Source organism: Moorena producens 3L (assembly GCF_000211815.1).
GTDB classification, from domain to species: Bacteria; Cyanobacteriota; Cyanobacteriia; order Cyanobacteriales; family Coleofasciculaceae; genus Moorena; species Moorena producens.
The window spans coordinates 54769-80671 of the sequence record NZ_GL890973.1; the positions used below are offsets into that span (position 1 = coordinate 54769).

Sequence of the window (25903 nt, forward strand, 5' to 3'; positions counted from 1 at the left end):
TTCATAAAACAGAATCCGCTGCTAGTTTTACTTCTTACGCAGACGGTAGGTGATCCTGCCTTTGGTTAAATCGTAGGGGGTTAGTTCAACTTTGACCCGGTCTCCGGGCAGAATTTTGATGTAATTCCGACGGATTTTACCGGAAATATGAGCTAGGACATTAAAGCCATTGTCCAAGTCAACGCGAAACATGGCATTCGGCAGGGATTCAGTCACCGTGCCTTCCATTTCAATTAAGTCTTGTTTAGCCAAAGTGTTTTAACCTCAATACAACTATCCCCCTATGTTCTAAATTTTGATTATTTAATTCAGGGAGTCTTAACATATTTTATCAAATCCTAAATTATACCAACTAAACTAGTTTAAAACCAACTTTGGAGTAGCGCGGTCAGGGAAGCATTTTTCCCGTGGCCTAGCTCAAGGCATAGGTTACACCGGTCGAACCATTAGAATAACCATTAGTCTAAATTAGTCTAAGTATTAGGCTAGTGGTAAGGTATTCGCTACAATAGGGTCAGATGATGGCTTCCATGCCCCACGCAGGGGGTTTCCGCCCTTACGCATGGGCTTACCCTAAAATCATTACGCTAGAACCTGTTTAATCGATTCGGTGACTTGCTCTAAGGAGAGATCACCATTAATAGATTTTAAAGCTGAGTGTTCTCGGTAAAATTCCACCAAAGGAGCTGTTTGATGGTTATAGACCTCAAGACGTGTGCGGATAGTTTCCTCATTATCATCTGTACGTCCCTCCTTACGACCCCTTTCCAATAGTCTGTCGATCAAAACCTGATCTGGCACTTCTAGGTTGATGGCACCATCCAAAGTTTGGTCAAGCTCCTGCAACAGGTCATTCAAGAAATGGGCTTGGCTGACGTTACGGGGAAAACCGTCTAAAATCCAACCATTTTGAGCATCGGGTTGATTTAGGCGATCGCGGATCAGATCTATGAGCAACTCGTCAGGCACCAATTCTCCTTTATCCATATAGGACTGAGCTTTTTGACCCAGGAGGGTTTGAGCACTTACAGCCCCTCGCAAAATTTCCCCGGTGGAAATGTGAGGAATCCCTAGTTGTTCAGCCACAATTTTGGCTTGAGTTCCTTTACCTGCTCCTGGAGGTCCTAAAAAGATTAATCTCTTCATGTGTCATGTGTCATGGGTAATGTGTCAGTTGGTTTTTGTCCTAGGCAATGAACAACAACCAACTGACCCGAAAATTTGAGGCTCATCCACCTAAAAAAGCTGCTGCGCCCATTGCCCAATCGCTTTATTGCTTGACCATACCTTCGTAACGCTGGGAAATCACGTAGGTTTGAATTTGCTTGGCTGTGTCAATGGCAACCCCCACCAAAATCAGCAACGATGTGGCACCTAATCCCCTAAATGTGGTTACACCAGTGGCGCTTTCGACTGCAGTTGGTACTACAGCTACCAGTCCTAGGAAAATTGCTCCTAATAAGGTCAGTCGGTTCAAAACTCTCTCTATATATTCACTCGTAGCCCTTCCTGGTCGAATACCAGGGATACTCGCCCCCATTTTCTTCAAATTCTGGGACATATCTACTGGGTTTATAATCAGTGAGGCGTAGAAGTAGCTAAAGAACAAAATCAAGACTAAATAGACAGCAACATAGACCCAAGGAGTTTGACCATTGGGGTTGAGATAATTGGCAATCTGGATTAGGACTTGATTGATTGAGCCTAACAATCCATTGCTATTATCGCCACTAGTTATCCCAGCTAGGGATGTGGGTAGGATTAAGACGGCTGAGGCAAAGATAATTGGCATCACGCCACCTTGGTTTAACCTTAGGGGCAAATAATTTTTCCGCTCCCGGTAAAGGCGCTTACCAACTTGACGTCTGGCAGTAATAATCGGAATTCGTCGGCTGCCTTCTTGCACAAAGACAATACCAACAATCATGACTAGGAAAACTAACAGCAGCACAATTACCTTACCCACCGTTTCTCGACCCCCGGTCTGAGCCAGTTCAATGGTTTGACCCAAGGTGCGGGGCAAAACAGCAACAATATTGACAAAAATCAATAGTGAAGCTCCGTTGCCAATACCTCGTTCGGTAATTAACTCTGATAGCCACATCACAAACATAGAGCCAGCCGTGAGGGCAAGTACAGTTTCAAACACAAAGAATGCGCCTGGTTCAACAGCAAACCGCTGTGCCCACAACGATAAGCCAATACTTTGAATCACAGACCAGCCTAGGGCAACATAACGGGTAATCTGACCGATTTTTCGACGCCCTGCTTCACCTTCATTTTTCTGCAAATTTTCTAAAGCAGGAATTGCTGCCGTTAGCAGTTGTAGGATAATCGAAGCATTAATATAAGGCAAAATTCCCAAGGCAAAAATCCCTAGGGCGGAAAAACCACCACCAGAGAAAAAGTCCAAAAGACCTACAAACGGGCTATTCTGGAGTTCTGCTGAAAATCTGGCTCGATCAATTCCTGGTACAGGAAGAAAGACACCCAAGCGGGCTAAAATTAACAAACCAACGGTGACAAGCAGCCGACCTCTAAGGCCAGCCGCTTGAGCCATTTGCATAAACGTCTCTTGAGCAGTTGGGGCTTTGTCTCGACTGACAGTCATTTAAGGTACCTCTTGAAGATACAGGAGCATAAGGGCTAAAGGGGTTACTTAGCTATAACTTCCCAGCTGCCACCAGCCGCCTCGATTTTTTGGCGGGCACCACTTGTAAAGGCAGCAGCTTTTATATTGAGTGGCACATTCAGCTCCCCATCACCGAGTAGTTTCAATGGACCATCATTGGTGGTGACCACACCTGTCTCCAACAATGATTCCAAAGTTACCTCAGTATTGGCGGGAAGTGAGGCCAACTTACCTACGTTGATTGTAGTGTAATGTTTGGGGTTAATGACCGTAAAGTGTTTTAACTTGGGGATACGGCGATATAAGGGCATCTGACCCCCTTCAAAACCAGGTCTTGTCCCTCGACCTGAACGGGATTTTTGACCACGCATTCCAAAACCGCAGCTAGCCCCTTGACCAGCGGCAATGCCACGACCTACACGGCGTCGGCGCTTTTTGGAGCCTTTTTTTGGGACTGCATCATTGATTCTCATCGATCGTTTTTTGTAAGGGTGAAAATGTTTTTTTTAAGATTGACGGCTGACGCTAAACCGTCAACCTTGAGCATATTACTTTTATTTCTAGCTACCTGGTTTTTAATTTATGCATAGATTTGTTCAAGGGGAATGTCTCGTTCTTGAGCCACCTCTGAAAATGTGCGTAGGGAATCAAGAGAGTTGATTGCTGCTCTAGCATTATTGAGGGGGTTATTGGAACCAAGCTGTTTAGCTAAGACATTTTTAACTCCAGCTAACTCAAGTACTGTGCGCACAGCACCCCCAGCAATTACCCCAGTTCCGGGAGCAGCAGGTCGCATGATTACTTTGGCTCCCACCGCCCTACCTCTAGATGGGTGAGGAATGGAATTAGTTTTGGTTAAGGGTACATCAATCAGTTGCTTTTTGGCATCAGCAACTCCTTTACGGACAGCACCAATTACATCACTGGCTTTGCCTACACCAACCCCCACTTGACCTTTTTCATTACCTACAACTACGATGGCCCGGAAGCTCAACTTTTTGCCCCCTTTGACCACCTTACTAACGCGGCGGATTTGGATAACCCGCTCTTGCCAATTACTTTCTTTTTCTTTAGAGCGGTTGTTTTTTCTACGATTTGCCATAGTTCGCTAGAAATTAAATCATGATAGTAAGTATTCAAAGATTAGCTAATTTATAGTTGCTAATTTTTAACTGTTAATTTCAATTTTCAGTTGTTAATTGTCAATTAGCATTTACTAAAAATCTAGCCCTGCTTCACGAGCAGCTTCTGCTAAAGCTTTGACACGACCATGATATAGGTAGCCCCCACGGTCAAAGACCACTTTCTTGAGACCTTTTTCTAGTGCTCGCTGGGCCACCAACTGACCCACTTTAGCTGAGGCTTCACAAGTGGCTCCAGATTTGAGTTCAGATCTCAGAGCTGGTTCTAACGTTGAAGCTGCCACTATGGTATGTTGCTGATTGTCATCGATAACTTGCACATAAATGTGCTCATTAGAGCGAAATACAGCTAATCTTGGGCGTTCAGCAGTACCACTGACTTTCCGGCGTACCCGCCTATGTCTGTGTCGTATAGATTCTTTTCGAGTAAGTTTCATAGTTTACTTCTTACCTGCTTTACCAGCTTTACGTCTGACTATTTCACCGGCATATCGAATGCCTTTACCTTTATAGACTTCTGGGGGTCGAACTGCACGAATTTTTGCAGCTGTGTTGCCTACAACTTCTTTGTTGATGCCACTGACAATCACGTTGGTGTTGTTTTCAACTTTGACTTGAATCCCCTCAGGAGGAACGATCTCCACTGGCTTGCTGTAACCAACGTTTAAAATCAGATTACGACCCTGCACTTGAGCTCGATAACCGACTCCCTGAATGTCCAAACGTTTTTCAAACCCTTTGGAGACTCCCTCAATCATGTTGGCAACCAAAGTGCGAGACAAACCATGACTTTCACGGGCGGTTCGGGTTTCTTCGCGCCGGGAAACCTGTACAGTTTCACCAACTTGCTCAGCTTTAATTGTATCTGGCAAAACCCAATCCAGTTCACCTTTGGAACCTTTGACCTTCACCTGTTGACCGTCTATTGTTACAGTAACTTTACTGGGAATTGGTATAGGGCGCTTGCCAATACGTGACATAAAATTATCCTCCTAACTAAAGAAGTATGAAATATAAAGTATGAAGTATGAAGTATGAAGTATGTCATGAATTGGTTAATCAGCTAATCCGATCAATCCTAGGTTGGCCCAAGGACCGTTTGGCATATACTGAGCTGATTATTGCTCGAACTGATGCTCTAATCTACAGGGGCTTCCAGCTGATAGCTGGCAAGCCTAGATTTTTAAGTAGCGAGTCAGCTGACGGCTCTTAGTAGATCCTTCATCCTTCATGCTTCATCCTTTACCATACGTAACACAGAACTTCACCACCAATTCCCCGACGCCTTGCTTCCCTGTCGGTCATGATGCCATTAGAAGTAGAGATAATAGCAATCCCAATCCCTCCCAAGACTCTTGGCAGTTCTTTACGGTTGGAGTAAACTCGCAATCCAGGTTTACTCACCCGCTTCAGGGCTCTGATAATTGGTTTGCGATTGTTGCCCTTGTATTTTAGGGAAACAACTAAGTATTTTTTGACCCCTTCGCCTGCTTCCTCAAAATCAGTAATAAAGCCTTCTTCTTTGAGTACTTGGGCAATCGCCCGGGTCATTTTAGTTGATTGTACATTTGTTGTTTGATGCCGAACCAAGCAGGCATTTCTAATGCGGGTCAGCATATCTGCAATTGTGTCGTTTGCCGGCATTGTTCCTTCCTATGATTACAGGCTTATTTATCCCGGAAAGGCATTCCCATCTCTTTGAGTAAGGCGCGACCTTCTTCGTCAGTGTTGGCAGTGGTGACTATGGTAATATCCATACCACGAATCTGATCGATGCTGTCGTAGTCTACTTCTGGAAAAATGAGTTGCTCTCGCACCCCAAGAGTGTAGTTACCACGACCGTCAAAGCTTCTAGGGCTAAGACCCCGAAAGTCCCGAATTCTTGGTAGGGCTAAGTTAATTAGCCGCTCTAGAAAGGAGTACATACGCTCTGAACGGAGGGTAACCGTGACACCAACAGGCATCCCGGCACGGATTTTAAAACCCGCGATCGCTTGTTTTGCTCGTGTGACCACCGGTTTTTGACCGGTGATTATGGCAATTTCGTTTACCGATGATTCCAGAGCCTTGGCATTTTGAGATGCCTCTCCTAATCCTCGGTTAAGACTAACTTTGACTAATTTCGGTACTTGATGAATGTTTTTGTAACCGAATTGCTCTTTTAATTTGGGGACTATTGTTTCCTGGTATAGGATTTTTAACCCTTTTGTCATAGTTTTTTTCCTTTGATTTCCCTGGGCTTGGTCAGGGCAATTGTCATTAGTTATTAGTCATTGGTCATTGACCATTAGCCATTAGTAACTGAATAATTAGTCAATAATCTCACCAGTTTTTTTGAGCATCCGCACCTTCCGACCATCGTCGGTAAAGGTATAGCAGATGCGGCTAGCAATTTTTCTTTATTCGAGTAAAGCATAACGTTGGAGCTATGGATTGGAGCTTCAAACGTAGCAATTTGACCTTTCTCACCTTCTTGTTGAGGCTTGACATGCTTAGTTTTGACGTTAACTCCTTTGACTACTACCTTGCTAATTTTGGGTAGCGTCCGCAAAATTTCTCCAATTTTGCCTTTATCTCGACCGGCAATCACTTGTACCGTGTCGCCCTTTTTAACGTGCATTTTGTAGCGTAATGGGGTATCAGTTTGTGCCTTCTGGTGTTTAATTGGCATCAGAGTACCTCCGGAGCAAGGGATATAATTTTTGTGAAGTTTTTCTCTCGCAGTTCCCGCGCTACAGGGCCAAAAACGCGGGTCCCTCTGGGATTGCCATCTGGGTTTATGATTACTGCTGCGTTGTCATCAAAGCGAATACTCATACCGCTTTCCCGACGTAGCCCCTTGCGGGTGCGCACAATCACAGCCCTAACTACATCTGACTTTTTGACGCCCATATTTGGAATGGCATCTTTGACCACACCAATAATTACATCACCCACACCGCCGTAGCGCCGATTTCCTGCACCAATAACGCGGATGCACATTATTTTTCTGGCTCCACTGTTGTCAGCAACGTTTAGGTAGCTCTCTTGTTGAATCATCAGTGTTCCTCCTCTAATAGAGTAATGAGTTATGAGTTAAACGAGTTATTAGTTAAACATTGCTAAGTTTCCAATTCCGAAAGGATTTTCTTCCGAGATCTCACGCACATTGGTAGGTCGTGGAAAACCCACATCGACTAGGGTTAACTCGCTATTTTGAGGAACTACTGACGATTTCAGCAACCATCCAGCGTTTGGTACGACTCAGTGGTCGTGTTTCTCTAATCCGAACGCGATCGCCTTCTTTACATTTATTTTCCTCATCATGAGCTTTGTATCGCTTGGTACGCACAACAATTTTGCCGTACTTTGGGTGGGGAGACCTATTTTCAATAGCCACCACCACAGTTTTGTTCATTTTGTCGCTGACCACCAGGCCAACTCTCTCTTTTGCTGCCATACTATTCCTTATGCTTCTGATTCTGATTGTGGGGTATCACTTTGTTCTGATTGTGGGGTATCACTTTGTGAGGTATCTGTTGATTCTTTCTGTTTAGCGAGTTGGCGTTCTCGTTCTACTGTCATTAGCTGAGCGATTCGGTGCTTAAGATGCTTAAACTGGTGAGGTTTTTCTAAGCGTTTGGTTGCCTTTTGCAGGCGCAAGTCAAACAACTGACGCTTAGCTGCTAAGATTTCCTGCTCTAGTTCGGCATCGCTCAGGCTTCTAGCATCTTCTATCTTGGGCAGAGCCATAGCTTATACCTGTTCCCCTTCACGAGAAATGAACTTCAATTTAATGGGAAATTTGTTCGCAGCCAGACGCATGGCTTCCCGAGCCACCTCTTCGCTTACCCCAGCGATTTCATAGATAATCCGACCGGGTTTAACTACTGCTACCCAAAACTCTGGGGAACCTTTTCCAGAACCCATACGAGTTTCTGCTGGACGCATGGTGACTGGTTTATCTGGGAAAATTCGAATCCAGATTTTGCCACCACGACGAACGTAGCGCGTCATTGCCCGACGACCTGCTTCGATTTGGCGGGAGGTAATCCAAGCTGGTTCTGTGGCTTGCAGGGCATAATCACCAAAGTTAATGGTACTGCCACGAGTGGCCATACCCTTCATTCGTCCCCGGTGCTGTTTGCGATATTTTGTTCTTTTTGGACTTAACATAATTTGTTCTTTGTTAATTGAAAATCGAAAATTGAAAACTGACAATTAACAAGCAAGCAATTTTCAAAATACTAGTGAGTCATTACTAGTCATTTGAGCGGTCTTCAAACTGCTGGCGGCGTTTTGGCTGACGGCGACGAGGTTGAGCTGTGTTAGGGGTAGGCTTTTCTTCTTGACCGGGAATCACTTCCCCTTTGAACACCCAAACTTTAATGCCCAAAATTCCATAAATGGTTTGGGCCGTTTTGTAGGAATAGTCAATATTTGCCCGGAGGGTATGGAGGGGCACTCGTCCTTCACGAGTCCACTCGGTTCGGGCAATTTCAGCTCCATTTAACCGACCACCTACCTGAACTTTAATCCCTTGGACATCAGCCCGCTGAGCCCGCTGAATTGCTTGACGAACCACTCGTCTGAAGGAAACTCGGCGCTCTAGCTGTTGGGCAATGTACTCGGCAATTAGGGTAGCATCTGCATCCACCCGTGATACTTCCACGACATTGATACGAATCTGACGATTGTTGCCCAGGGATTTTTGCAGACCGACACGCAAAGACTCAATACCACTGCCACCACGACCAACAACTACTCCAGGTCGAGCTGTATGAATTTCTAAATCAATCTGGTCAGCTTTGCGCTCAATCCGGATGTCGGAAATTCCAGCATTATTGAGGTTTTTGTCAACATATTGTCTGATTTGATAATCTTCCTGCAACAGAAGCGGATAACGCTTTGAGTCGGCAAACCAGCGAGAGCGATGCTCTTGCGTGATACCTAGCCGAAAACCAATTGGATGTATTTTCTGTCCCACTGTTCTTTTCTTTCCCTATTATCTAGCCATAGCGCTATTAGTGTTCACCCTTGGTAATGCTCAATCAACTCACTAACTAATCATCTACTTCTGGAGAAACAGCCACCGTGATATGGCAGGTTGGCTTGCGAATCTGATAAGCACGACCTTGAGCTCTTGGTCGATACCGCTTCAAGCTTGGTCCCATATCCGCAAAAGCTTTAGTGATGTATAAGCTAGCTGGGTCAATCCCTGCATTGTGTTCAGCATTGGCAACAGCGGAGCGTAGTACTTTCAAGACTGGTTGACAAGCCCGGTAGGGCATAAATTCCAGAATGATCAGAGCTTCCCGATAGGAACGCCCCCGAATTTGGTCAAGTACTCGCCTCACTTTACTTGGAGACATCCGAATGTAGCGTGCGATCGCTTTAGTTTCTGCTGTAGTGTCTATCGCCATCGTTCCATCATTTGCTTTCTTTATAGCTACTAACTACTGAACTAATCACTTTAACGACGGGCCTTACCATCCTTAACATGTCCCCGAAATGTTCGAGTCGGGGCAAATTCGCCCAGCTTATGACCTACCATCTGCTCATTGATAAAAACTGGTACATGTGTCCGCCCGTTATGAACGGCAATGGTGTGACCAACCATCTGCGGCACAATGGTCGAGGCTCTTGACCAGGTTTTAATCACCTGTTTTTCACCTTTAGCATTCAAGGTTTCAATCTTAGTCAGAAGACTATCGGCTATAAAAGGACCTTTTTTTAATGAACGACCCATAATTCAACGCTCGTTAGTTTTTAGTTGTTAGTTGGTAGTTAATAGTTGCTAGTTGGTAGTGATTAGTTGCTATTTACAACGTTTAACCTGCTAACTTTAACGTTCAACTCCTTAAGAATCGCGACCACCGCGCCCTCGCTTAGAGGATTTCCGCCTACGCCGGACAATTAAAGAACTACTTTGCTTTTTGGCCTTACGAGTTTTGGCTCCCAAGGCTGGTTTCCCCCAGGGGGTCACTGGACCGCTTCTACCAATAGGAGCTCTACCCTCACCACCGCCATGGGGGTGATCTACCGGGTTCATTACACTGCCCCTTACTTGGGGACGACGGCCTCTATGTCGATTGCGACCAGCTTTACCTAAACTCAAGTTTCTGGCTTCAACATTACCGACCTGTCCAATAGTGGCGTAGCATTCTTTACGCAACATCCTGACTTCACTAGACGGCAGCTTTAGGGTGACATAGTCACCTTCTTTAGCTTGCACTTGAGCAGTTGCTCCGGCTGCACGGACAATCTGTGCTCCTCGCCCTGGGATCAGTTCAACGTTATGCACGTTGGTGCCTAAGGGAATATCCTTTAGGGGCAAGGCATTGCCTATTTCGATGGGAGAGTCAGGCCCAGATATAATGGATGACCCCACTTCCAAACCCACAGGATGCAGGATATATCGCTTTTCACCATCTTGATAGTAGAGAAGCGCAATCCTAGCATTCCGATTGGGGTCATACTCAATTGCTGCCACTTTTGCTGGAATATTGTGCTTATCCCGGCGGAAGTCAATTACCCTGTATAGACGCTTATGTCCGCCACCGCGATGGCGACAGGTAATGACACCGCGATTATTGCGACCTTTTTTACGATGCTTAGACTTGGTTAGGGATTTTTCTGGCTCAGTCCGAGTAATCTCAGCGAAGTCTGAGACAGTACCCTGACGAGTGCCTGGGGTGTATGGTCTATAGCTACGGATGCCCATAACAAGTATTTTTTACTTAGTTTGTCTTGACTAGTTTGTCTTGACTAGTTTGTCTTAACAATTGACAATCTACCAATTGGCAATTAACCAATTAAAAATTAACAATTAGCAATTAGCCAGTTTTATACGTCTGGGAATAGAGTAATCGAATCTCCTGGAGCTAGGGTGACAATCGCCCGTTTGTACTGGGTTTTGTAACCTACAAATCTTCCCACTCGACGCTTTTTACGTGGCGGACGTAGGGTATTTACTGCCACCACTTTCACTTCAAAAAGACTTTCAATCGCGGCTCTAATTTGTGGCTTTGTCGCTTTGATAATCACATCAAAGACATACTTGTTCTGCTCCATCAGTAGGGTCGCCTTTTCAGTCACAATTGGGCGAATCACCAAATCAGCCAGGTCACGGGGGTTATACTCAGTCATTGTAAACCTCCTGAATTTTAGCAAGAGCCGTGTTAGTGGTCACGATTTTATCAGCGGCTAGGATATCATAGGTATTCAAGTTGGTGGCATAAATCAACTTGACAGTTGCTAGGTTACGGACTGACAAATAAACCTTTTCTTCTGGCTGAGCTAGGATTAGGAGAACTTTTGACTCAGGCTCAATTCCCCAACGACCAATTGCTGCCACCAAATCCTTGGTCTTGGGTCGTGGTAGTTGCTCAGTAAATTCCTCTACCACAATCAAATCCTCTGCTCGACTCATAAACGCTGTTCTCAGAGCCAAGCGACGCTCTTTGCGGTTCATTTTCTGGCTATAGTCTCTGGGTTTCGGACCAAAGATTACACCACCACCACGCCATAGGGGTGAACGATTAGAACCAGCACGAGCACGACCGGTTCCCTTTTGTCGCCAAGGTTTGCGTCCTCCACCTCTAACTTCGGAACGAGTTTTTGTACAAGCATTGCCTTGACGAGCATTGGCCATTTGTCTCACCAGTGACCGGTGAACAATGTGGGCAGCGTTTTCTTCTTTGGCAACTCGCATCTGGAGTGTTGCCTGCCCTACTTCTTCCCCTTGCCAGTTTCGCACTGAACAATCTACCATTTGTTCTCTCCTTCTTAGCGAGCAAGCGTTTAGCAATTAGCTGTTAGCTTTTAAGCACTTAGGGGGTGCTAGTAGTAAAAATAAACAGTTACATATACATCAGGCTTACACCTAACGATGAGGGAGCTAATTGCTTTTTCGTTCTGACTAACGTCCGACTTTATTAGTGGGTGCAATGCTCAAGAGTGTCCCTGGTTTACCGGGAACTGCACCTTTAATCGCTAGCAAATTGCGCTCTTGATCTATCTTGACTACTTCAAGTTTGCGAATTGTCACCTTGGTACCGCCGTAACGACCAGCCATTTTCTTACCTGGATAGGTACGACCAGGGGTTGTCCCTGCTCCAGTGGAACCTGGAAGGCGGTGGTTTTTGGAACCATGAGCCATCGGTCCTCGCCTGAAGTTGTGACGTTTCTGATAACCCGCGAAGCCACGACCAATGCTTTTACCGCTGACATCGACAATTTGACCAATACTGAACATATCGGTATTGACTGGCTGACCCAGTTCAAAATTACTGGTATCATCCACGCGGTACTCACGTAGGTGGCGTAAGGGTGGGGCGCTGGACTTAGCCAAGTGTCCTATTTCAGGCTTATTAATTGCCTTAGGCTTGACTTGGTCATAACCAATTTGAATGGCATTGTAGCCATCTGTCTGGTTGGTTTTTATTTGGGTCACAGTGCATGGCCCAGCTTTGACGACGGTTACAGGAATCGCTCTTCCTTCTTCATCGAACACTTGGGTCATACCGAGTTTGGTACCGAGGATACCGACAGACACGGGTTTCTCCTTTCTAGACATTGCAGCAGTATGGCAGTAGGGATATTCACGAACCTGAATTCCCTTTGTGCCACAAACCTGTTCACTATTTATAGTGGATAAACCTCTCCTCAAAAAAATAAGCAGAGAGCCCACTTTTATCTAGCTCGGCATGACGGTCGAGCTAGATTCTCGTTCAATTGCGTTGACTGGTCAGAAAAGGCTATTCAACTTGCCTGACTTCGCTGGGACTTAAGTTGTTAATAACTCAGTATCCCTTGATCCACGAAATTGTAAGCAATTATTGACCTAAAGCAGACCCAAGAACTGATGGGACTTGTTTATACCTAACTGTCTTTGATCTACTTTAGCCCTGATGCCAAACAAACGCCTGGTATGCTGTCTATATTGTCTTGCCTCGAACCTACTTCTCAGCCCACAGCACACCCAGATCATCAGTTGCTGAGGAAGCAACTGTCATAATGTCACTATTATATAGTATATAGTATTTTGCTAAGGGTGTCTAGTTAGTTTGAGAATTAGTTTGAGAAAAATTTGCTTGCTGTATGGATTTATGTGAAATCGGGGGATTCGGAGCTCGAAGGATGCGTTCGCGTAGCGTAGCCCTTCGGGCTAATCGCATAGTCTTGAAACCAAATTATTCAGTCCTCATCCCATTCCCCAGACAACAACACACAATCCCCCACCTGCAATACTCCAGCTTCATCCACCGGATTATATAGTTTCCCTTGTCTACGCAACGCCTGAACCATCACATTGTATTGATGCTGGAGATCAATTGGCTTCATACCGACCAAACTTGAATTCTCTACCAAAGTTACCCAATGCTTAGATCCCTCACTAAGGAAACTGCGACTTTCGATCCAGTCTCTAAACGCTGCTAATTCTTCCGGTTCCCCAACAACTAGCAATCGATCCCCTGAACGCAACGTCATCTTACCTTGTGGGTAGTGGACGATATCATTACCTTGTTGAATTGTCAAAACTGTTACCCCAGTCACGTTACGGATATCTGCTGCTGCCAGAGTTACCCAATCTAGACGGGAAGTTTGACTCAAGGTCACCCACTCACTGTGGAGTTCTTCAGCAACATCAGTGATGTCTTGCTGCTTTGAATAGGTAGCTTGTTCAGGTCGTACACTCAAATAGCGGTCTTGGTGAATCCGATTGATCACAGACTGAATCATACCTTGGGATTCTCCCAGTGCTACTAGCACATGGGCTCCCATTTCCAATGCTGCCTCAAATTCTGGTTGCACTACTTCCCGCGCCCCTAACTGGGTGAGTAGGTCAATTTCGCTATTTTTGTGAGAACGAGCCACAATATCCAGTCCTGGGGCAAACTTGAGGGCACGTTTGAGCAACAAGCGGGTACTGCCAGGATCGGGTAGGGCAATGGCTAGGGCTTTAGCTTTTTCTAGATGGGCTTTTTCTAACACCAGTTCCGAGTGAGCATCCCCAAACATATAAGGAATTTTTTCATGTCTTAATCGTTGAATAGCAGCTTCGCTATTTTCAATCACTAGTACCTCATGCCCTTGATTGCGCAGGATGTTGACCAGTACTCGCCCCACTCGTCCATAGCCAGCCACTACCACATGATTACAAATCGTTTCTGGAATTGACAAAGCTTTAGTGCCCCGAAACTGACGCAGGTAGTTTTTCAGAAACGGCAGATTTACCAGGTGGTCTGCTATTCGGGGAGACCATCTCAGCGACATTGGTGTCAGGACTAGGGTAATTGCTGTGGTTCCCACCAGGAGTAGATACTGATCCCTAGTGATAAATCCTAACTCAAAGCCAACCACCGCTAATACAAAGGAAAATTCTCCAATTTGATTGAGACCAAAACTAGCAATAAAAGCAGTTTTAAAGGAATAGCCAAATTTCAGCACAATCGGTAGGATAATGGCTGCTTTTCCACCCATTACTAACATCACTAAACCGATAATTATGCCGAAGTTATCGAGCAGCACTTCTGGCTCAATGAGCATTCCTATGGATGCAAAAAATAGACATACAAACGTGTCTTTAAGGGGAATTATTTTGGCAACTGCTTGGTCAGCATAATCAATTTCAGCCATCATTAATCCTGCCACAAATGCTCCCATTTCAACGGATAGACCAAGTCCAGCAGTAATCAAAGCAATCCCTAAACACAGGGCAATTACTGTGATCAGAAATAGCTCACTGTTTTCAGTGCGGGCAATATATTTAATGAGATGGGGAACTATCCAGCGACCCGCTGCTAGAGCAGCAGCTAGAAACACCAACGCTTTGAGTAAAGCAACAACTAAAGCTGAGCCAATATCTGAGGGCTGCTGAAGGGCGGGGATGACGGCTAACATCAGACCTAAACTAAGGTCTTGAGCAATCAAAATTGCTAGCATCACTTGACCATGAAGGGTATTGGTTTCTCCTCTCTCCATCAGGGTTTTAAGAACTACTGAGGTGGAGGAGAGGGATATGATGAATCCGAGCATTATTCCCGGAGTTAATCCATCAACCCAACCAAGTCCATTGGCTAAAACTGCAACTAGGGTAATAGTGAGACTAATTTGCAGTAAACTCCCTTTCAGGACAATATCTTTAAATCGTTTAAGCTGGGATAGAGAAAATTCTACCCCATAGGTGAATAACAAAAAAACAATCCCAATTTCAGCTAGGGATTTGACTTGTTCTAATTCGCCTACGAGTTTAAGACCAAACGGACCAACCAATAAACCACTGGCTAAATAGCCTAAAAGTACAGGTTGACGTAGCCGATTGGCAAGGTAGCCTCCCAGAGCAGAAGCCCCTAGAACTGTGGTTAGATCCAGAATTAAATTGTGTCCTGAGGCCATGATTAGGAATGGGTAATCGGTTATTGGTCACAGGCTTCATACCTGGGGGTTTTCCCTTGTGCCCTGATTTTTGGGTAACCTACTTCACCTGAACTAAGCAACTTGGGCATCAAGGAGTTGGTAAGGAAGGCTCAAAGTACTCTACCCACCTGATAATTTTTTCAGTTATCTTATGACGGTAGAGATTTCCAAGAACTATGGCTTTAGAACAGTGTAACGTTTGTGGGTCTTTAACCAGCACCAACGATGAAATTTGCCTCAGTTGTGGTTATCCAGCTAAAGGTCGGCCAAAGTTAGTTTTTTTCAAGTGGACTGCTATCGGTGTTGCTGTAGTATTTGCTCTGTTTCTCGTACTAGGGGTAATTAACAAAGTTGAGCAACACCTCAACTCTCAACCTTCGACACAGATAGACCGGTAAGATAGACCGATAAGATAGGGTTGGGTTATCAGTCTATCTGTGTATAAGGGAAGCCGTGCCAGCGCGCAGCAGACACAGGGCGCAGCAGACACAGCGCGCAGCAGATACACATGTACTTAGTTAGAAGTTGGCGGACTAATCAGACCATTAGCTGCACCAAATAGATTGATGGGATTTTTGCCATCGGTAATCAAAACACTCTGGATACCAAGTGCTTCTAGAAGTCTTGCCTGCATTTCCGGACCTGCTTGTGCGATCGCTTGAATGGTTTGAGGACCAATCGCTTCTACTTTCTGTCGGTATTCTTCACTCTTAATGTGAGCCATACGCTCAGCTTTGGCAATCTCTAGGTTACTCAAACTCTGTTGATGGGCTAATTCAGCTTCCTGACGTGCTTTGAGTTGAGCTAACTCGATTTCATTGCGAATCCGAGCCGCCTCGGCTTCTTGCTGAGCCAAGTTAACTGCTAATTGTCCTTGAATCTGAGCCGCTTCAGCCTTAGCTCTTGCTTCTGCTGTTGCTTGACCTGTAGACTCAATGGCTATATTTTCTGCCTGTAATTCTAGAAGTTTTTTCCGTTCTGCTTCTGCTGCACTTTGATCCAAAATTACTTGCCTTTCCAACCTGGCTTTCGCTTCTTGCTCAATCCGTTCCGCATCTTGCCGTGCAGCAGCTTCTTGAGCATCAGTAGTAATTTGAATCGCTAGCTGGACTGACTTTTGCAAGCTCCTTAAGGTTTCTTCATCCACTGGCTCCACTGACTGAATGTCAATATTGGTAATTACTAGGTTATTGGCTCGGAAACGAAATTCATCTCGAATATGACCTTCTTCATCAGTGCCAAACACCGCCAGTCGGATAATCCGGGCTGAATTGCGGTGAAATTCATCAAATTTTTCCCCTGCTACAGCACCCCGCACTCGGGATGCGATCGCTTTACAAGTATCTCCCACAAAATCAGGTACTTGAAACAGTCTAGCTGCAGTTTGTTCATCGTGTCTGTCCACATCAAAGTACCAGTTATAGGACAGCTGTAGCTGTAATCTGGTATGGTCTGCTGTCTCTACGGTAAAGATATCGGTCATAAAATCAGGACCGAGTAATAAGGCTAAGGATTTAATTACATTAGGTCGTTTGGGCTTGCTACCTGACAAAGAAAGCACAGTAAAGGCTTCATCTGGTTCGAGCATCACCAAGTCCGGTCCAAATACAGTTCTTGCAGTTCTGTTTTTATAATCATGAAGTTGTACAGCAGCATTTTGAGGAATATGAAACACAACTGCTCTAGTCTTATCCCGTTGGGATAGACGTTGGCGTACTCCTGATTTTTGCTCGGACTGATCCCCTCCAGCTACAGAATCCTGACCACGTCCAGACAATGGGTCTATTTTTTGCATCAACAGTTCCTCAACTACCGATGGCAGTTCTTTTTCCCAAAGCTTCTCATAGGGAGTGAGCATATAAGCCTGAGGACCACCGACCAGTTTGAGTTCACCAGTCTGAATATTACGCACATAGATACCTTCATTCTTATCAAGGGGAATCGCTTGACGCTTCTCAACCACTTCCACTTCCACACGGGGAATATAATCTTGTGGCCCAGCAATCATCCATAAATCCCCTGGTTGATGAGTAATGACCTGGTCACCTTCCCCTTCATTAAACGCTTCTTTGGCTCGAAGCAACAGTGCTTCGAGCTCACTGAGAACATAGATGTTTTGGATACCATTCTCCAAGGATTCACCGGGATGCAAGAAAAATGATGTTCTCCCCTGGCGAACCTCTCGCATACCGAGCTGAGGTTTTCCAGACTCATCAATGGGGTCAACCACAATACACCATTCGTGATCGCTGAGGGTAGTAATCGTGACTTCTCCCACTACATCTTCATAAACATCGGGAATATGAATTTCTGCATCTTCAAAGGTGACCAACCATTCATCTCCAGCTTTACGCTGACGACCAAAAATATCAGTAAAGGTGCGTTTAGCTTTCAGATGTAATGCTTTTTGTTCTGTCAAAATGTAAGCATTAATAATGCCAATTACTTCTTCATCCACACCAGGTAAATAGGCTCCTTCTTCTCTAACCAGCCATTCTTCACCTGCTCTACGTCTATTGCTTTGACGATCGGTGCAATTCTGCCGTGCTAACAGGTGTAAGGCTTGGTTAGGTTTAATCACCTCAGCTGTGACTGTCTCAACTACTTCCACCTCCACCCGGGGAATATAGGTTCCAGGTCCTTCAAACAGCCATTCATCACCTGCTAAACGGTTAATTGTTTCAGTCTGGGTTTCTCCATCAACTATTCTCGTAACCGTATCGGTAAAATCCCGAATTGCTCTCAGACGCAGTGCTTGATTGGTCTCGACTACTGCCAGTTGCGTGACATCCCCTACCAGTTTCTCGTTTGGATAAAGGGGAAACGGATCTTGCGCGAAACGAATTTCCAGATCACCGTAGCGCAGTCGAATTTGACCATGCTGATCAGCAATGGGTTGACCGTCTTCATCCCGGAGTAATGGATTAGCCACCACACAATAATATCGAGGCGGCACAATAATCATCGGTTCAGGTTTTAAGATCAGCCGCTCGTGATCCCGAAGGGTAATGGTTTGAGGACCAACCTCCAGTCGCGTAACACCAGTATTGTTGTCTAGCACATGAATAAACTGTTGGGGCTTGATGCGAATCACTTCACTAGTTGTTCTAGGCACTTCCATTTTCTTCTCTGTTTTACGCTCAGTTGTATTCATAGTCTCGGTCTAATCGAACTAGATTACTAAGTTGCCTTCATCGGTCGTAAGTAGTCATACACAATGAAAGTTGACTGATCAGATAAGGGAATAGGGAACGGCGAACCGAGAACATAAAGGGGTTGAACAACGTTAAGGGTTTCAACACAGTTAACAGTATTTATGTTCAGGTAATTAGATACGGTCTTGTGCCTATAGAAATCCCAAGTCAGTTGTGAGCAGAATTTTTTACCAAGGGAGCTTCGGATCAGTAAATCTCAGGATTCATCTAGGATTGCTATAGTTCATGGTTTATCCCTAAAGCCTAATCAACAATCAACTATTTTGTAACCTGACAGCAAAGGAACTCGCTATAAAACTAAAGTAACCTTTCTTTTTCTGTTCTGCCAAAATAACCCAAACTCGTTATGAATACGTTGAGTTTATTGAGTTGGGAGCAATTTCATCAAACCCCTGGGATAGAAGATGTGATTGCTGATCAGAACATTAACGATGAGGGATTAGGGATTAAGCAACCTTAGATTAGGCTTGATCGCATTAAGTACTAAAACTAGTAACCATTAATCATTAAGCCAACCCATTTAAATTAAATTAAACTTTTTTTTACGATATACTTATGATAAGTAAGAGCTCAAAATAAATAAATTATGGTGCATACTATGAATCGTGATGAATTCCTAAAACGCTACGAAGCTGGTGAAAGAGATTTTTCTGGTATTAATTTGAAAAAGGCTAACTTAAAAAGTACTAATTTCAAGGGTGTTTGTCTAAAAAATGCGGACTTGAGTAATGCTGATTTAGAGGAAGCTACTTGGGATGATGTAGATCTAAGTCATGCTAACTTGAGGAATGCTTACCTATACGAAACCACTATCGAAAATTCTAACCTTACTAAGGCTAACTTGAGTCATATAGTAGCCTCTGAATCAACCTTGGAAAACTGTGATTTTAGTGGTACTGATCTGAGTTATGCGGATTTATCTGTAATCTATATAGCTACTAGTAAGCTCAGGGATGCCAATTTTAGTTATGCTACCTTATGTGAGGTTTACGTAGGTGATTCTGACCTGAGCAATGCTAACCTCAGTTATGCCCGTATGCTAGGGGTTGATGGCTGGAAAAAAGCTGACCTGAGTAGTATAAATTTTACCAAAGCTATCTATACGTCATACACTGAGTTTCCGACTGGATTTAACCCATCAAAAGCCGGAGCAATCTTTATTTGTGCCGAGGCTGACTTAAGCGGTTTAGACTTGAAAAATGTCAACCTAGGTTATGAAGAACTGTGTGGCGCTAACCTTAGTCATGCTAATTTGAGTGGTGCAAGACTGTATAATACTGACTTGAGAGCCGCCAACCTAAGTTATGCCAATTTAGAAGGTGTTGACTTTCATGATGCTGATTTGAGTGAGGCTAATTTCAGCCATGCTAATCTTAAAAAGGCTAAATTAGCTAAGGCTGACTTAAATGATGCTATTTTCTGTAACACTATTATGCCTAATGGCAGGATTAAAAATAATAATTGTTAGCTAGATCAATCCAGCTCAGTGAGAAGATAATTATTGGTAATGGGTAATGGCTAATTTTGATTACTCCCGTACCATTGGCTTTCCTTATCAAAGCAGTGATTTTCTTTTCCTTAGACCATTCTTTGAGGCGTTGCTTAATAATGGAATGATTTGAATAGTTTTGTGGAATGGGCATCTTGCCCGTTCCTGACGGTGCGACCCGTGGCGAATTTAATTCTTAATGGGTCAAGCGCACCGGATCTTTTTGGGCAGGCAGGATGTCCACCCCACTCATATTCATTGATTGATTCAGCAACGCCACATTTTTAGCCAATCATACCTTAATTCAGCAACGCCAAATTTCTCAATTGCGCAGAATCAACCGTTGCCGATGAACATGCAACAAACGAAACTCCCGCTGCGCCACCTGCTCCAACATATAAATAATGTGCTCTGGTCGCAACATCGTGCCATCATTCAAACAACTCCCCACATACCGCAAAACCACCCCAGACTCCGCAACCTCCTCTTCACCATCTTTGGATTTTTGGGGTTCGATCACCTCGAAGTCAAATAAGCGATCGCATAAATTCACCCACTGCTTCTTCCCCGACTTCGTAAACCGCTCCCACCAAATTTCCTTACTACCTTTGATTGCTTCAATCCAACCCTGCCACTCTTCCCAAGACGCTTCTGATATTACCTCAACTCGAATCAAATACTCAGCTCTCTCCAACAGCTGAGTTCCCGCAGGTTCCTTCAAATCCACTGCTTCAACCCCATACACCGGAATCTCTTTAGGCAACTGAGACACCAGCCTTTCCCTAAACTCCTCAACTGGCATTTTCTCAGTTAACTCAAACTCCACAATCTCCCCACTGCTAGACGCTCCCAAGGGCAACGCATTAGCAATCATAATCCGAGCATTAGCCCGAAACCCCCCACTATATCGAATTGGCAGTGACGCCCGTCTTACTGCTCTCTCAAACAGACTTGCCAAATCCAGATGACCCAACAAGGTCATATCCCCCAACTTCCCAAAGCAAACCCGCAGCCGCTGATCCTTATTAGTATTGGGTTTAAAGTGACCAGCAAATTGCGGAATCTGTGGCGGCTCAATCACTACATTATGACCAAAATCAATCCCACACACACCACAGTGAGAACACCCATCAAAGGAACAATCCGGTACCGTTGCTGCATCTAACGCCCGTTGTAAATCTTCCTTGAGCCAATTCTTATCAATTCCCGTATCAATATGATCCCAAGGCAAGGGAGCATCAAGGGCGTTAAGGGTTGACGGTTGAAGGTTAGCTGGTTGAAGGTTAGCTGGTTGAAGGTTAGAAGGTTGAAGGTTAGAAGGTTGAAGGTTAGAAGGTTGAAGGTTAGAAGGTTGAAGGTTAGTTGGTTGAAGGTTAGTTGGTTGAAGGTTAGCTGGTTGAAGGTTAGTTGGTTGTCGGTTAGTTGGTTGTCGGTTAGTTGGTTGTAGGTTAGCTGGTTGTAGGTTAGCTGGTTGCTCTGAACTTTCAACCTTGGCCTTTTGGCCACGCTTCGCGAACAACCTTCCAACTTGCAACTCTTCTACACCCGCCATCACGTTCCATTCGCCATTTTCTACTTGGCGATATTTCCAGGTCAGACCTGATGAAGCGATCGCATTTTCCCAAGCAGCAAATGCCCGATCCAAGCTTTCCATCCAGGAGTCCATCCCTGCCCCCAATTCCCAAGCACGGCGCACCACCGCACTTAAGCGTCTGTCACCCCGTCCCACGAAATCTTCCATGGCCGAAATCCGAACATCGGTGTAATTAACCTTCACCCCCCTGATCTGACCAAATACTTGTTTGAGTAATTCCTGCTTGCGTTCAAACTCCGAAGTCGATACGGAATGCCACTGGAATGGGGTGTGAGGTTTTGGGGTAAAATTAGAAACAGTTATGTTAAACTTAATGGTTTTTCTGCCTTTAGCACGGCACTCCTGCTGCAACCAACGCACCGTTTCCGCAATCCCCAACACATCCATATCCGTTTCACCGGGCAAACCAATCATAAAATAGAGCTTGACTTTCTCCCAGCCTTGCTCAAATGCCGTCTTTACTCCCCTGAGCAGTTCTTCATTAGTCAGTCCCTTATTAACAATATCCCGCATCCGCTGAGTTCCTGCTTCTGGGGCAAAGGTCAAGCCACTCTGCCGATTGCCCCCTAGGATATTGGCAATATTCTCATCAAAGCGGTCTACCCGCTGACTCGGTAGGGACAAGGAAATATTCTGATCCTTAAGACGATTTTTGATTTCCATCCCCACCGCTGGTAGAGCCAGGTAATCCGAACAACTCAGGGATAGAAGGGAAAACTCGTTATACCCTGTAGCACGCATCCCTTGTTCAATAGCTTCCACCACTTTTTCTGGTTCCACATCCCGCGCTGGTCGAGTCAGCATCCCAGGTTGGCAGAAGCGACAACCCCGAGTACAGCCCCGTCGCACTTCGATCTTGAGTCGGTCATGAACCGTTTGGATATAGGGTACTAGTCCAATAGCATAGGCAGGCATCGGTGTAGCCACACGCCGCAAAATCCGCTTCGGCACATCAGGGCGGTTGGGTTTAACTGAGCCATCCTCAGTCATATCATAGAATTGGGGGACATACACCCCTGGTATCTGAGCCAAATCCAGGAGTAACGCTTCTCGACTTAAGCCAGCTGCTTTGCCTTCTTCGATTACTAAGCCAATCTCTGGCAACAATTCTTCCCCATCGCCAAGATCAACAAAATCTAAGAAATCAGCATAGGGTTCAGGATTCGATGTCGCCGTTTGTCCACCTGCAAAAATTAGGGGTATTTCCGATATATCAAACTGAGCACGGTCTTTCCAGGTCAGGGGAATTCCTCCCAAATCCAACATTTCCAAGATGTTGGTTGCCCCTAATTCATAGCTAAGGCTAAAGCCAATAATATCAAAATCTTTCAGAGGTCGCCGATTCTCGACAGCAAACAGAGGGGTTTGAGTGGAACGTAATTTAGCTGCCAAGTCTGGGGCAGGTAGATAGGCGCGATCGCATAATTGCCTAGGTTGATAATTCAATATATTGTAGAGGATGATATGGCCTAAGTTAGAAGCCCCCACTTCATAGATTTCTGGATAAGTCAATACCCAGCGTACCTCAGCTTCTTCCCAAGGTTTATGGACTGCTCCCAACTCGTTACCTAAGTAACGGGCTGGTCTGTTGATGTCTGGTGTTAATATTTCCTCTACAGTGATTGCCATAGAAACTTTATTACTGCTTTCAATGCAGTTAACCCTGATCCACCTTTGATTTTATCAGTACTCAGGCTAGAGATAAGGGGGTGAAGGTGGATGAAGTGAGGGAGATAATAACCACCATACTTCTTAACTGGTATTTCCCTATCTCCTCCCATCATCATCGCTGTAAGCACTTAATCTTCCCAAGATTTCCTATGATTTTGCTGCACTCAGAGCCATTGAGTTAGCTTCCCAACCTACTCCAACCCCCTAGAGGGCTGTAGCAAAAGCCTCATGGCTGTCAAAAATCTCAAACACCCCATCTAATTTAGTTAGCTCCAGCATAATTCGAATTGAAGGAGCTACGGAGCAAAGACCAAAGCGCCTCTCTAGACTTCTTGCTAGCTTCAGACCATGAATTAAGGCCATTAAGCCAGCACTGTCGAGAGACTCTAACTGATGCATATCAACCAACAAAGCCGAATCCTCAGCAGCCACCACAGCTTCTGTCAACTGACTTTTAAACTCAATTGCATTAGAAGCGTTAATATGACCGGAAGGTTGAATAATTCTTAATTTTGCACTCAGGGTCGCCTGTGTCATGAGTAGACTCCTCACTTGGTCAAATCCAATAAAATTTTATAGAGAATATATTGAAGATAGTATGGAATTTCGCTAATTCCATACCACTTCTGATAGACTTTGCCGAATCTTTACAGATTGCTAATGGTTTTTGAAATCTTCATTAAACTTACCATCAAAATGTATCATATATTACTTTTTTTCAAGTTAAGTAATTTATTTTTCATTTCCGATGGTCTAAGTTGCTAAGAGCATGGCTCAGTTGATGCCTATAAGTAGGGATTAAATTTTAATAATTTTTGTTACGTTAACTAAATAGAGCTGCCCTGACATAGAAATATAATACTTTTTGTTATAGGCTTGAGCCAAATGTTTAGCCTTAGATAAGTATAACGTTAACTAGGGTGTAGAGGCAAGTAGTACTAAGCAGTATGTCCTTATAACTGCCTTAGGTGCGCTTGACCCATTAAGAATTAAATTCGCACCTATTGGTGCGCGCCTCCAAGGGCGAATAAATCGCCCTTGGGTCGCACCTATTGGCTTTGCCAACGCTACGCGAACGGGTCGCACCTAAACTTCAATACCTCTAACCCTTGAAACGGCATAGCTTCTTCCGTTGAGGTTAAGCTTTCTGAGTTAAGTCCAAAAGGCATATAATATATATGTAATATATATGTCAGAGAGTACCAATCCACCTCATCAGTGATTTAGATCACATCCCAATAAGATAAAGATCACTATAGTGGCTAGTAATTTCAGAAGACAATAAAGTTATATGGAATTGTGGGTAAGTAATTGTGAAAACTACATTTGTTATTCGTCAACTAGTAGAAAAAGCCCTCTATATTAGGAAATTGACTCCTGATATAGAAAATGCAATTAACTACGAACTAACTCAAACTGGTTACATCTCTGATGTGGATTACGAAGCACTGGAATTATTAATGTCTGAGATGGATGCTGGTCGTGTACAGCTAGTTCCGAGTCACTAGAAAAAGTGGTTATAAACTAAGGCTAGACCAGCTCGGAGGCTTGGTAACTACTCCATGACTTTTAGCCATGACTTTTAGCCATGACTTTCAGGGTTGGGGCAAGCTCTGACAGCTACATGTGGCAAAACCCCTACAACTTTAGTTTACTCTCCTAAGGGGTCTGACTTGCTACTGCTTGAGTCGTGATCAGATCACCATTGAGTTGGCAAAGTCCTATTACCGATTAACCATTAAAAAAACTTAAAACTTTTCAGGATAAGCTTGCCAAACTGCACAGATAAAATAACTTAGTTGCTGGCGAGCATCAGGGTCACTTTCTACATTGACATCAGGGTCATCTAACCGAACCAAGAGGGGAATTACTTCAGTGTCTAAGGCTAGTCGTAATAAACTCGCTGGCCAAAGTAAATCCGGTCCAGAGCGTAGGTCGTAAAGAGTAAGCTGTTCAGGGAGTTCCACTGGCACAGGCTCTTGACTATGCAAGGTGACCAATATCATAGAACGCACCCAACACATTTGTCGCGATGACACAAATTCGATCACTTCAGCGTATAAACGAGTATTGTCATGCTCTAAACAAATAATCTGATGAGGCTGGAACTCGTAAACCAAACTCCTTGATAGGTCTTTATTCACCAGGCATCAATTCCTAAATTGAGTCATTGCGATACAATATAATGTTCATATTACCAGTTTGGTTAACGGGGGTATTAGACCCAGATTTGCCATGACTGGAAGTCAGAGGCTGTCTCACTGCTCATCTTTGCTATGATGTATTAATTCAACTTAGTCTCAATAGATTTAATACCATAGCATAGATTATGAAAGTCCAAGTTTCAGTCGTGTTTAGCAATCCCGTGGATTTCGTTAATTTTTCTCATCAGGCACTGCCTCGATTTTGCGTCGATCTGCCTTTTAAACCTCGCGCTATCCCAGTTGAAGAACTGTTGCCCAACGTCCCTATGATTGATAGCAATTCAGACGATTGGACAACAGACCTGCCCTTCGAGCAAATAGAATACAAGGAAGAAGGAGCAGAGGAATATGCCAAAATGGTAGTAGTAGTGGAAATCCCACAGGATGATATGCCCTTGTTTGAAGATGTAGTTAAGTCGTTTGGGGGAAAGATTATGCCATCAGAGGGGTTGGATGTAATGGACATGTAGTGGACATGTAGTTTACACCCCATATCTTACCCATAACCTGGCTTGTAGATCATAGAAATTCCTTGTTAATCTTGATCGAAAATTCA

At 44.4% G+C, this 25903-nt stretch carries 29 protein-coding genes and 1 pseudogene; 4 read left to right on the plus strand and 26 right to left on the minus strand.

Annotation, left to right across the window (positions count from 1 at the left end; genetic code table 11):
- Window positions 1-27 precede the first annotated feature (27 nt).
- From infA to LYNGBM3L_RS32065, 22 genes and pseudogenes are all read right to left on the minus strand, one after another.
- Window positions 28-252, minus strand: coding sequence for a translation initiation factor IF-1 (gene infA, locus LYNGBM3L_RS31955; RefSeq protein ID WP_008191178.1), 225 nt, complete (start codon window positions 250-252; stop codon window positions 28-30).
- 330 nt (window positions 253-582) lie between these two features.
- Window positions 583-1146, minus strand: coding sequence for an adenylate kinase (locus LYNGBM3L_RS31960; RefSeq protein WP_008191180.1), 564 nt, complete (start codon window positions 1144-1146; stop codon window positions 583-585).
- Window positions 1147-1270: 124 nt separating this feature from the next.
- Window positions 1271-2611, minus strand: a complete 1341-nt coding sequence (gene secY, locus LYNGBM3L_RS31965; RefSeq protein WP_008191183.1) for a preprotein translocase subunit SecY — start codon at window positions 2609-2611, stop codon at window positions 1271-1273.
- Window positions 2612-2655: 44 nt separating this feature from the next.
- Window positions 2656-3105, minus strand: coding sequence for a 50S ribosomal protein L15 (gene rplO / locus LYNGBM3L_RS31970; protein WP_008191185.1), 450 nt, complete (start codon window positions 3103-3105; stop codon window positions 2656-2658).
- Window positions 3106-3212: 107 nt separating this feature from the next.
- On the minus strand, window positions 3213-3734 hold the full coding sequence (gene rpsE, locus LYNGBM3L_RS31975; protein ID WP_008191187.1) for a 30S ribosomal protein S5: 522 nt from the start codon (window positions 3732-3734) through the stop codon (window positions 3213-3215).
- A gap of 114 nt (window positions 3735-3848) precedes the next feature.
- Window positions 3849-4211, minus strand: coding sequence for a 50S ribosomal protein L18 (gene rplR, locus LYNGBM3L_RS31980; RefSeq protein ID WP_008191189.1), 363 nt, complete (start codon window positions 4209-4211; stop codon window positions 3849-3851).
- 3 nt (window positions 4212-4214) lie between these two features.
- Window positions 4215-4754 carry a 50S ribosomal protein L6 gene (rplF, locus tag LYNGBM3L_RS31985; protein ID WP_008191191.1) on the minus strand — a complete coding sequence of 180 codons (540 nt, stop codon included), beginning with the start codon at window positions 4752-4754 and terminating at the stop codon, window positions 4215-4217.
- A gap of 262 nt (window positions 4755-5016) precedes the next feature.
- A complete protein-coding gene (gene rpsH / locus LYNGBM3L_RS31995; RefSeq protein ID WP_008191196.1) occupies window positions 5017-5418 on the minus strand; it encodes a 30S ribosomal protein S8 in 402 nt (133 codons plus the stop codon).
- Between the two features lie 23 nt (window positions 5419-5441).
- The gene (rplE, locus tag LYNGBM3L_RS32000; RefSeq protein WP_008191199.1) at window positions 5442-5987 is read right to left on the minus strand and encodes a 50S ribosomal protein L5; all 546 of its coding nucleotides are present in this window, start codon (window positions 5985-5987) and stop codon (window positions 5442-5444) included.
- Window positions 5988-6083: 96 nt separating this feature from the next.
- Window positions 6084-6445: pseudogene (rplX, locus tag LYNGBM3L_RS32005) on the minus strand (50S ribosomal protein L24).
- Window positions 6445-6813, minus strand: coding sequence for a 50S ribosomal protein L14 (gene rplN, locus LYNGBM3L_RS32010; RefSeq protein ID WP_008191203.1), 369 nt, complete (start codon window positions 6811-6813; stop codon window positions 6445-6447). The pseudogene rplX and the gene rplN overlap by 1 nt, the downstream one beginning before the upstream one ends.
- 151 nt (window positions 6814-6964) lie before the next feature.
- Entirely contained in the window at window positions 6965-7213 is a 249-nt protein-coding gene (gene rpsQ / locus LYNGBM3L_RS32015) for a 30S ribosomal protein S17 (protein ID WP_008191205.1), read from the minus strand.
- A gap of 8 nt (window positions 7214-7221) precedes the next feature.
- Window positions 7222-7506, minus strand: coding sequence for a 50S ribosomal protein L29 (gene rpmC, locus LYNGBM3L_RS32020; RefSeq protein WP_008191208.1), 285 nt, complete (start codon window positions 7504-7506; stop codon window positions 7222-7224).
- A gap of 3 nt (window positions 7507-7509) precedes the next feature.
- Window positions 7510-7929, minus strand: a complete 420-nt coding sequence (gene rplP / locus LYNGBM3L_RS32025; RefSeq protein ID WP_044495712.1) for a 50S ribosomal protein L16 — start codon at window positions 7927-7929, stop codon at window positions 7510-7512.
- Between the two features lie 85 nt (window positions 7930-8014).
- Window positions 8015-8740: a 30S ribosomal protein S3 gene (gene rpsC, locus LYNGBM3L_RS32030; protein WP_008191211.1), complete on the minus strand. Its 726-nt coding sequence runs from the start codon at window positions 8738-8740 to the stop codon at window positions 8015-8017.
- A 76-nt stretch (window positions 8741-8816) separates the two neighbouring features.
- Window positions 8817-9176 carry a 50S ribosomal protein L22 gene (rplV, locus tag LYNGBM3L_RS32035; protein ID WP_008191214.1) on the minus strand — a complete coding sequence of 120 codons (360 nt, stop codon included), beginning with the start codon at window positions 9174-9176 and terminating at the stop codon, window positions 8817-8819.
- 50 nt (window positions 9177-9226) lie between these two features.
- Window positions 9227-9502 carry a 30S ribosomal protein S19 gene (gene rpsS / locus LYNGBM3L_RS32040; RefSeq protein ID WP_008191216.1) on the minus strand — a complete coding sequence of 92 codons (276 nt, stop codon included), beginning with the start codon at window positions 9500-9502 and terminating at the stop codon, window positions 9227-9229.
- A 111-nt stretch (window positions 9503-9613) separates the two neighbouring features.
- The gene (gene rplB / locus LYNGBM3L_RS32045; protein WP_008191218.1) at window positions 9614-10477 is read right to left on the minus strand and encodes a 50S ribosomal protein L2; all 864 of its coding nucleotides are present in this window, start codon (window positions 10475-10477) and stop codon (window positions 9614-9616) included.
- 122 nt (window positions 10478-10599) lie between these two features.
- A complete protein-coding gene (locus LYNGBM3L_RS32050) occupies window positions 10600-10902 on the minus strand; it encodes a 50S ribosomal protein L23 (RefSeq protein WP_008191220.1) in 303 nt (100 codons plus the stop codon).
- Entirely contained in the window at window positions 10895-11527 is a 633-nt protein-coding gene (gene rplD, locus LYNGBM3L_RS32055; RefSeq protein ID WP_008191222.1) for a 50S ribosomal protein L4, read from the minus strand. The genes LYNGBM3L_RS32050 and rplD overlap by 8 nt, the downstream gene beginning before the upstream one ends.
- 147 nt (window positions 11528-11674) lie before the next feature.
- A complete protein-coding gene (rplC, locus tag LYNGBM3L_RS32060; protein WP_044495716.1) occupies window positions 11675-12310 on the minus strand; it encodes a 50S ribosomal protein L3 in 636 nt (211 codons plus the stop codon).
- A 641-nt stretch (window positions 12311-12951) separates the two neighbouring features.
- Window positions 12952-15153 carry a cation:proton antiporter domain-containing protein gene (locus LYNGBM3L_RS32065; protein ID WP_008191226.1) on the minus strand — a complete coding sequence of 734 codons (2202 nt, stop codon included), beginning with the start codon at window positions 15151-15153 and terminating at the stop codon, window positions 12952-12954.
- 197 nt (window positions 15154-15350) lie between these two features.
- Between LYNGBM3L_RS32065 and LYNGBM3L_RS32070 the strand changes: the two genes are divergently transcribed.
- Window positions 15351-15572 (plus strand): hypothetical protein, encoded by a 222-nt coding sequence (locus LYNGBM3L_RS32070; protein ID WP_008191228.1) that lies wholly within the window; start codon window positions 15351-15353, stop codon window positions 15570-15572.
- A 116-nt stretch (window positions 15573-15688) separates the two neighbouring features.
- Here the strand turns inward: LYNGBM3L_RS32070 and LYNGBM3L_RS32075 are convergent, their stop codons facing one another.
- The gene (locus LYNGBM3L_RS32075) at window positions 15689-18328 is read right to left on the minus strand and encodes a colicin transporter (RefSeq protein WP_008191230.1); all 2640 of its coding nucleotides are present in this window, start codon (window positions 18326-18328) and stop codon (window positions 15689-15691) included.
- A gap of 659 nt (window positions 18329-18987) precedes the next feature.
- Here LYNGBM3L_RS32075 and LYNGBM3L_RS32080 point away from each other — a divergent pair.
- Window positions 18988-19857, plus strand: coding sequence for a pentapeptide repeat-containing protein (locus LYNGBM3L_RS32080; RefSeq protein WP_008191234.1), 870 nt, complete (start codon window positions 18988-18990; stop codon window positions 19855-19857).
- 343 nt (window positions 19858-20200) lie between these two features.
- Here the strand turns inward: LYNGBM3L_RS32080 and LYNGBM3L_RS48135 are convergent, their stop codons facing one another.
- Together LYNGBM3L_RS48135 and LYNGBM3L_RS32095 are read right to left on the minus strand one after the other, a co-directional pair.
- The gene (locus tag LYNGBM3L_RS48135; protein ID WP_008191239.1) at window positions 20201-23101 is read right to left on the minus strand and encodes a TIGR03960 family B12-binding radical SAM protein; all 2901 of its coding nucleotides are present in this window, start codon (window positions 23099-23101) and stop codon (window positions 20201-20203) included.
- A gap of 246 nt (window positions 23102-23347) precedes the next feature.
- On the minus strand, window positions 23348-23680 hold the full coding sequence (locus LYNGBM3L_RS32095; protein WP_008191243.1) for an STAS domain-containing protein: 333 nt from the start codon (window positions 23678-23680) through the stop codon (window positions 23348-23350).
- Window positions 23681-24456: 776 nt separating this feature from the next.
- On the opposite strand from LYNGBM3L_RS32095, the gene LYNGBM3L_RS32100 reads away from it, so the two are divergent.
- A complete protein-coding gene (locus LYNGBM3L_RS32100; RefSeq protein WP_008191245.1) occupies window positions 24457-24651 on the plus strand; it encodes a hypothetical protein in 195 nt (64 codons plus the stop codon).
- A gap of 240 nt (window positions 24652-24891) precedes the next feature.
- Here LYNGBM3L_RS32100 and LYNGBM3L_RS32105 read toward each other — a convergent pair whose 3' ends face one another.
- Window positions 24892-25287 (minus strand): hypothetical protein, encoded by a 396-nt coding sequence (locus LYNGBM3L_RS32105; protein ID WP_008191247.1) that lies wholly within the window; start codon window positions 25285-25287, stop codon window positions 24892-24894.
- Window positions 25288-25472: 185 nt separating this feature from the next.
- Here LYNGBM3L_RS32105 and LYNGBM3L_RS32110 point away from each other — a divergent pair, with 185 nt between their 5' ends.
- A complete protein-coding gene (locus LYNGBM3L_RS32110; RefSeq protein WP_008191249.1) occupies window positions 25473-25817 on the plus strand; it encodes a hypothetical protein in 345 nt (114 codons plus the stop codon).
- Window positions 25818-25903 lie beyond the last annotated feature (86 nt).

Coding starts and splice junctions, on each gene's coding strand:
- LYNGBM3L_RS31960 (WP_008191180.1), bottom strand. CDS start 1,146: ATGAAGAGATTAATCTTTTTAGGACCTCCAGGAGCAGGTAAAGGAACT.
- secY (WP_008191183.1), bottom strand. CDS start 2,611: ATGACTGTCAGTCGAGACAAAGCCCCAACTGCTCAAGAGACGTTTATG.
- rplO (WP_008191185.1), bottom strand. CDS start 3,105: ATGAGAATCAATGATGCAGTCCCAAAAAAAGGCTCCAAAAAGCGCCGA.
- rpsE (WP_008191187.1), bottom strand. CDS start 3,734: ATGGCAAATCGTAGAAAAAACAACCGCTCTAAAGAAAAAGAAAGTAAT.
- rplR (WP_008191189.1), bottom strand. CDS start 4,211: ATGAAACTTACTCGAAAAGAATCTATACGACACAGACATAGGCGGGTA.
- rplF (WP_008191191.1), bottom strand. CDS start 4,754: ATGTCACGTATTGGCAAGCGCCCTATACCAATTCCCAGTAAAGTTACT.
- rpsH (WP_008191196.1), bottom strand. CDS start 5,418: ATGCCGGCAAACGACACAATTGCAGATATGCTGACCCGCATTAGAAAT.
- rplE (WP_008191199.1), bottom strand. CDS start 5,987: ATGACAAAAGGGTTAAAAATCCTATACCAGGAAACAATAGTCCCCAAA.
- rplN (WP_008191203.1), bottom strand. CDS start 6,813: ATGATTCAACAAGAGAGCTACCTAAACGTTGCTGACAACAGTGGAGCC.
- rpsQ (WP_008191205.1), bottom strand. CDS start 7,213: ATGGCAGCAAAAGAGAGAGTTGGCCTGGTGGTCAGCGACAAAATGAAC.
- rpmC (WP_008191208.1), bottom strand. CDS start 7,506: ATGGCTCTGCCCAAGATAGAAGATGCTAGAAGCCTGAGCGATGCCGAA.
- rplP (WP_044495712.1), bottom strand. CDS start 7,929: ATGTTAAGTCCAAAAAGAACAAAATATCGCAAACAGCACCGGGGACGA.
- rplV (WP_008191214.1), bottom strand. CDS start 9,176: ATGGCGATAGACACTACAGCAGAAACTAAAGCGATCGCACGCTACATT.
- rpsS (WP_008191216.1), bottom strand. CDS start 9,502: ATGGGTCGTTCATTAAAAAAAGGTCCTTTTATAGCCGATAGTCTTCTG.
- rplB (WP_008191218.1), bottom strand. CDS start 10,477: ATGGGCATCCGTAGCTATAGACCATACACCCCAGGCACTCGTCAGGGT.
- LYNGBM3L_RS32050 (WP_008191220.1), bottom strand. CDS start 10,902: ATGACTGAGTATAACCCCCGTGACCTGGCTGATTTGGTGATTCGCCCA.
- rplD (WP_008191222.1), bottom strand. CDS start 11,527: ATGGTAGATTGTTCAGTGCGAAACTGGCAAGGGGAAGAAGTAGGGCAG.
- LYNGBM3L_RS32065 (WP_008191226.1), bottom strand. CDS start 15,153: ATGGCCTCAGGACACAATTTAATTCTGGATCTAACCACAGTTCTAGGG.
- LYNGBM3L_RS32070 (WP_008191228.1), top strand. CDS start 15,351: ATGGCTTTAGAACAGTGTAACGTTTGTGGGTCTTTAACCAGCACCAAC.
- LYNGBM3L_RS32075 (WP_008191230.1), bottom strand. CDS start 18,328: ATGAATACAACTGAGCGTAAAACAGAGAAGAAAATGGAAGTGCCTAGA.
- LYNGBM3L_RS32080 (WP_008191234.1), top strand. CDS start 18,988: ATGAATCGTGATGAATTCCTAAAACGCTACGAAGCTGGTGAAAGAGAT.
- LYNGBM3L_RS48135 (WP_008191239.1), bottom strand. CDS start 23,101: ATGGCAATCACTGTAGAGGAAATATTAACACCAGACATCAACAGACCA.
- LYNGBM3L_RS32095 (WP_008191243.1), bottom strand. CDS start 23,680: ATGACACAGGCGACCCTGAGTGCAAAATTAAGAATTATTCAACCTTCC.
- LYNGBM3L_RS32110 (WP_008191249.1), top strand. CDS start 25,473: ATGAAAGTCCAAGTTTCAGTCGTGTTTAGCAATCCCGTGGATTTCGTT.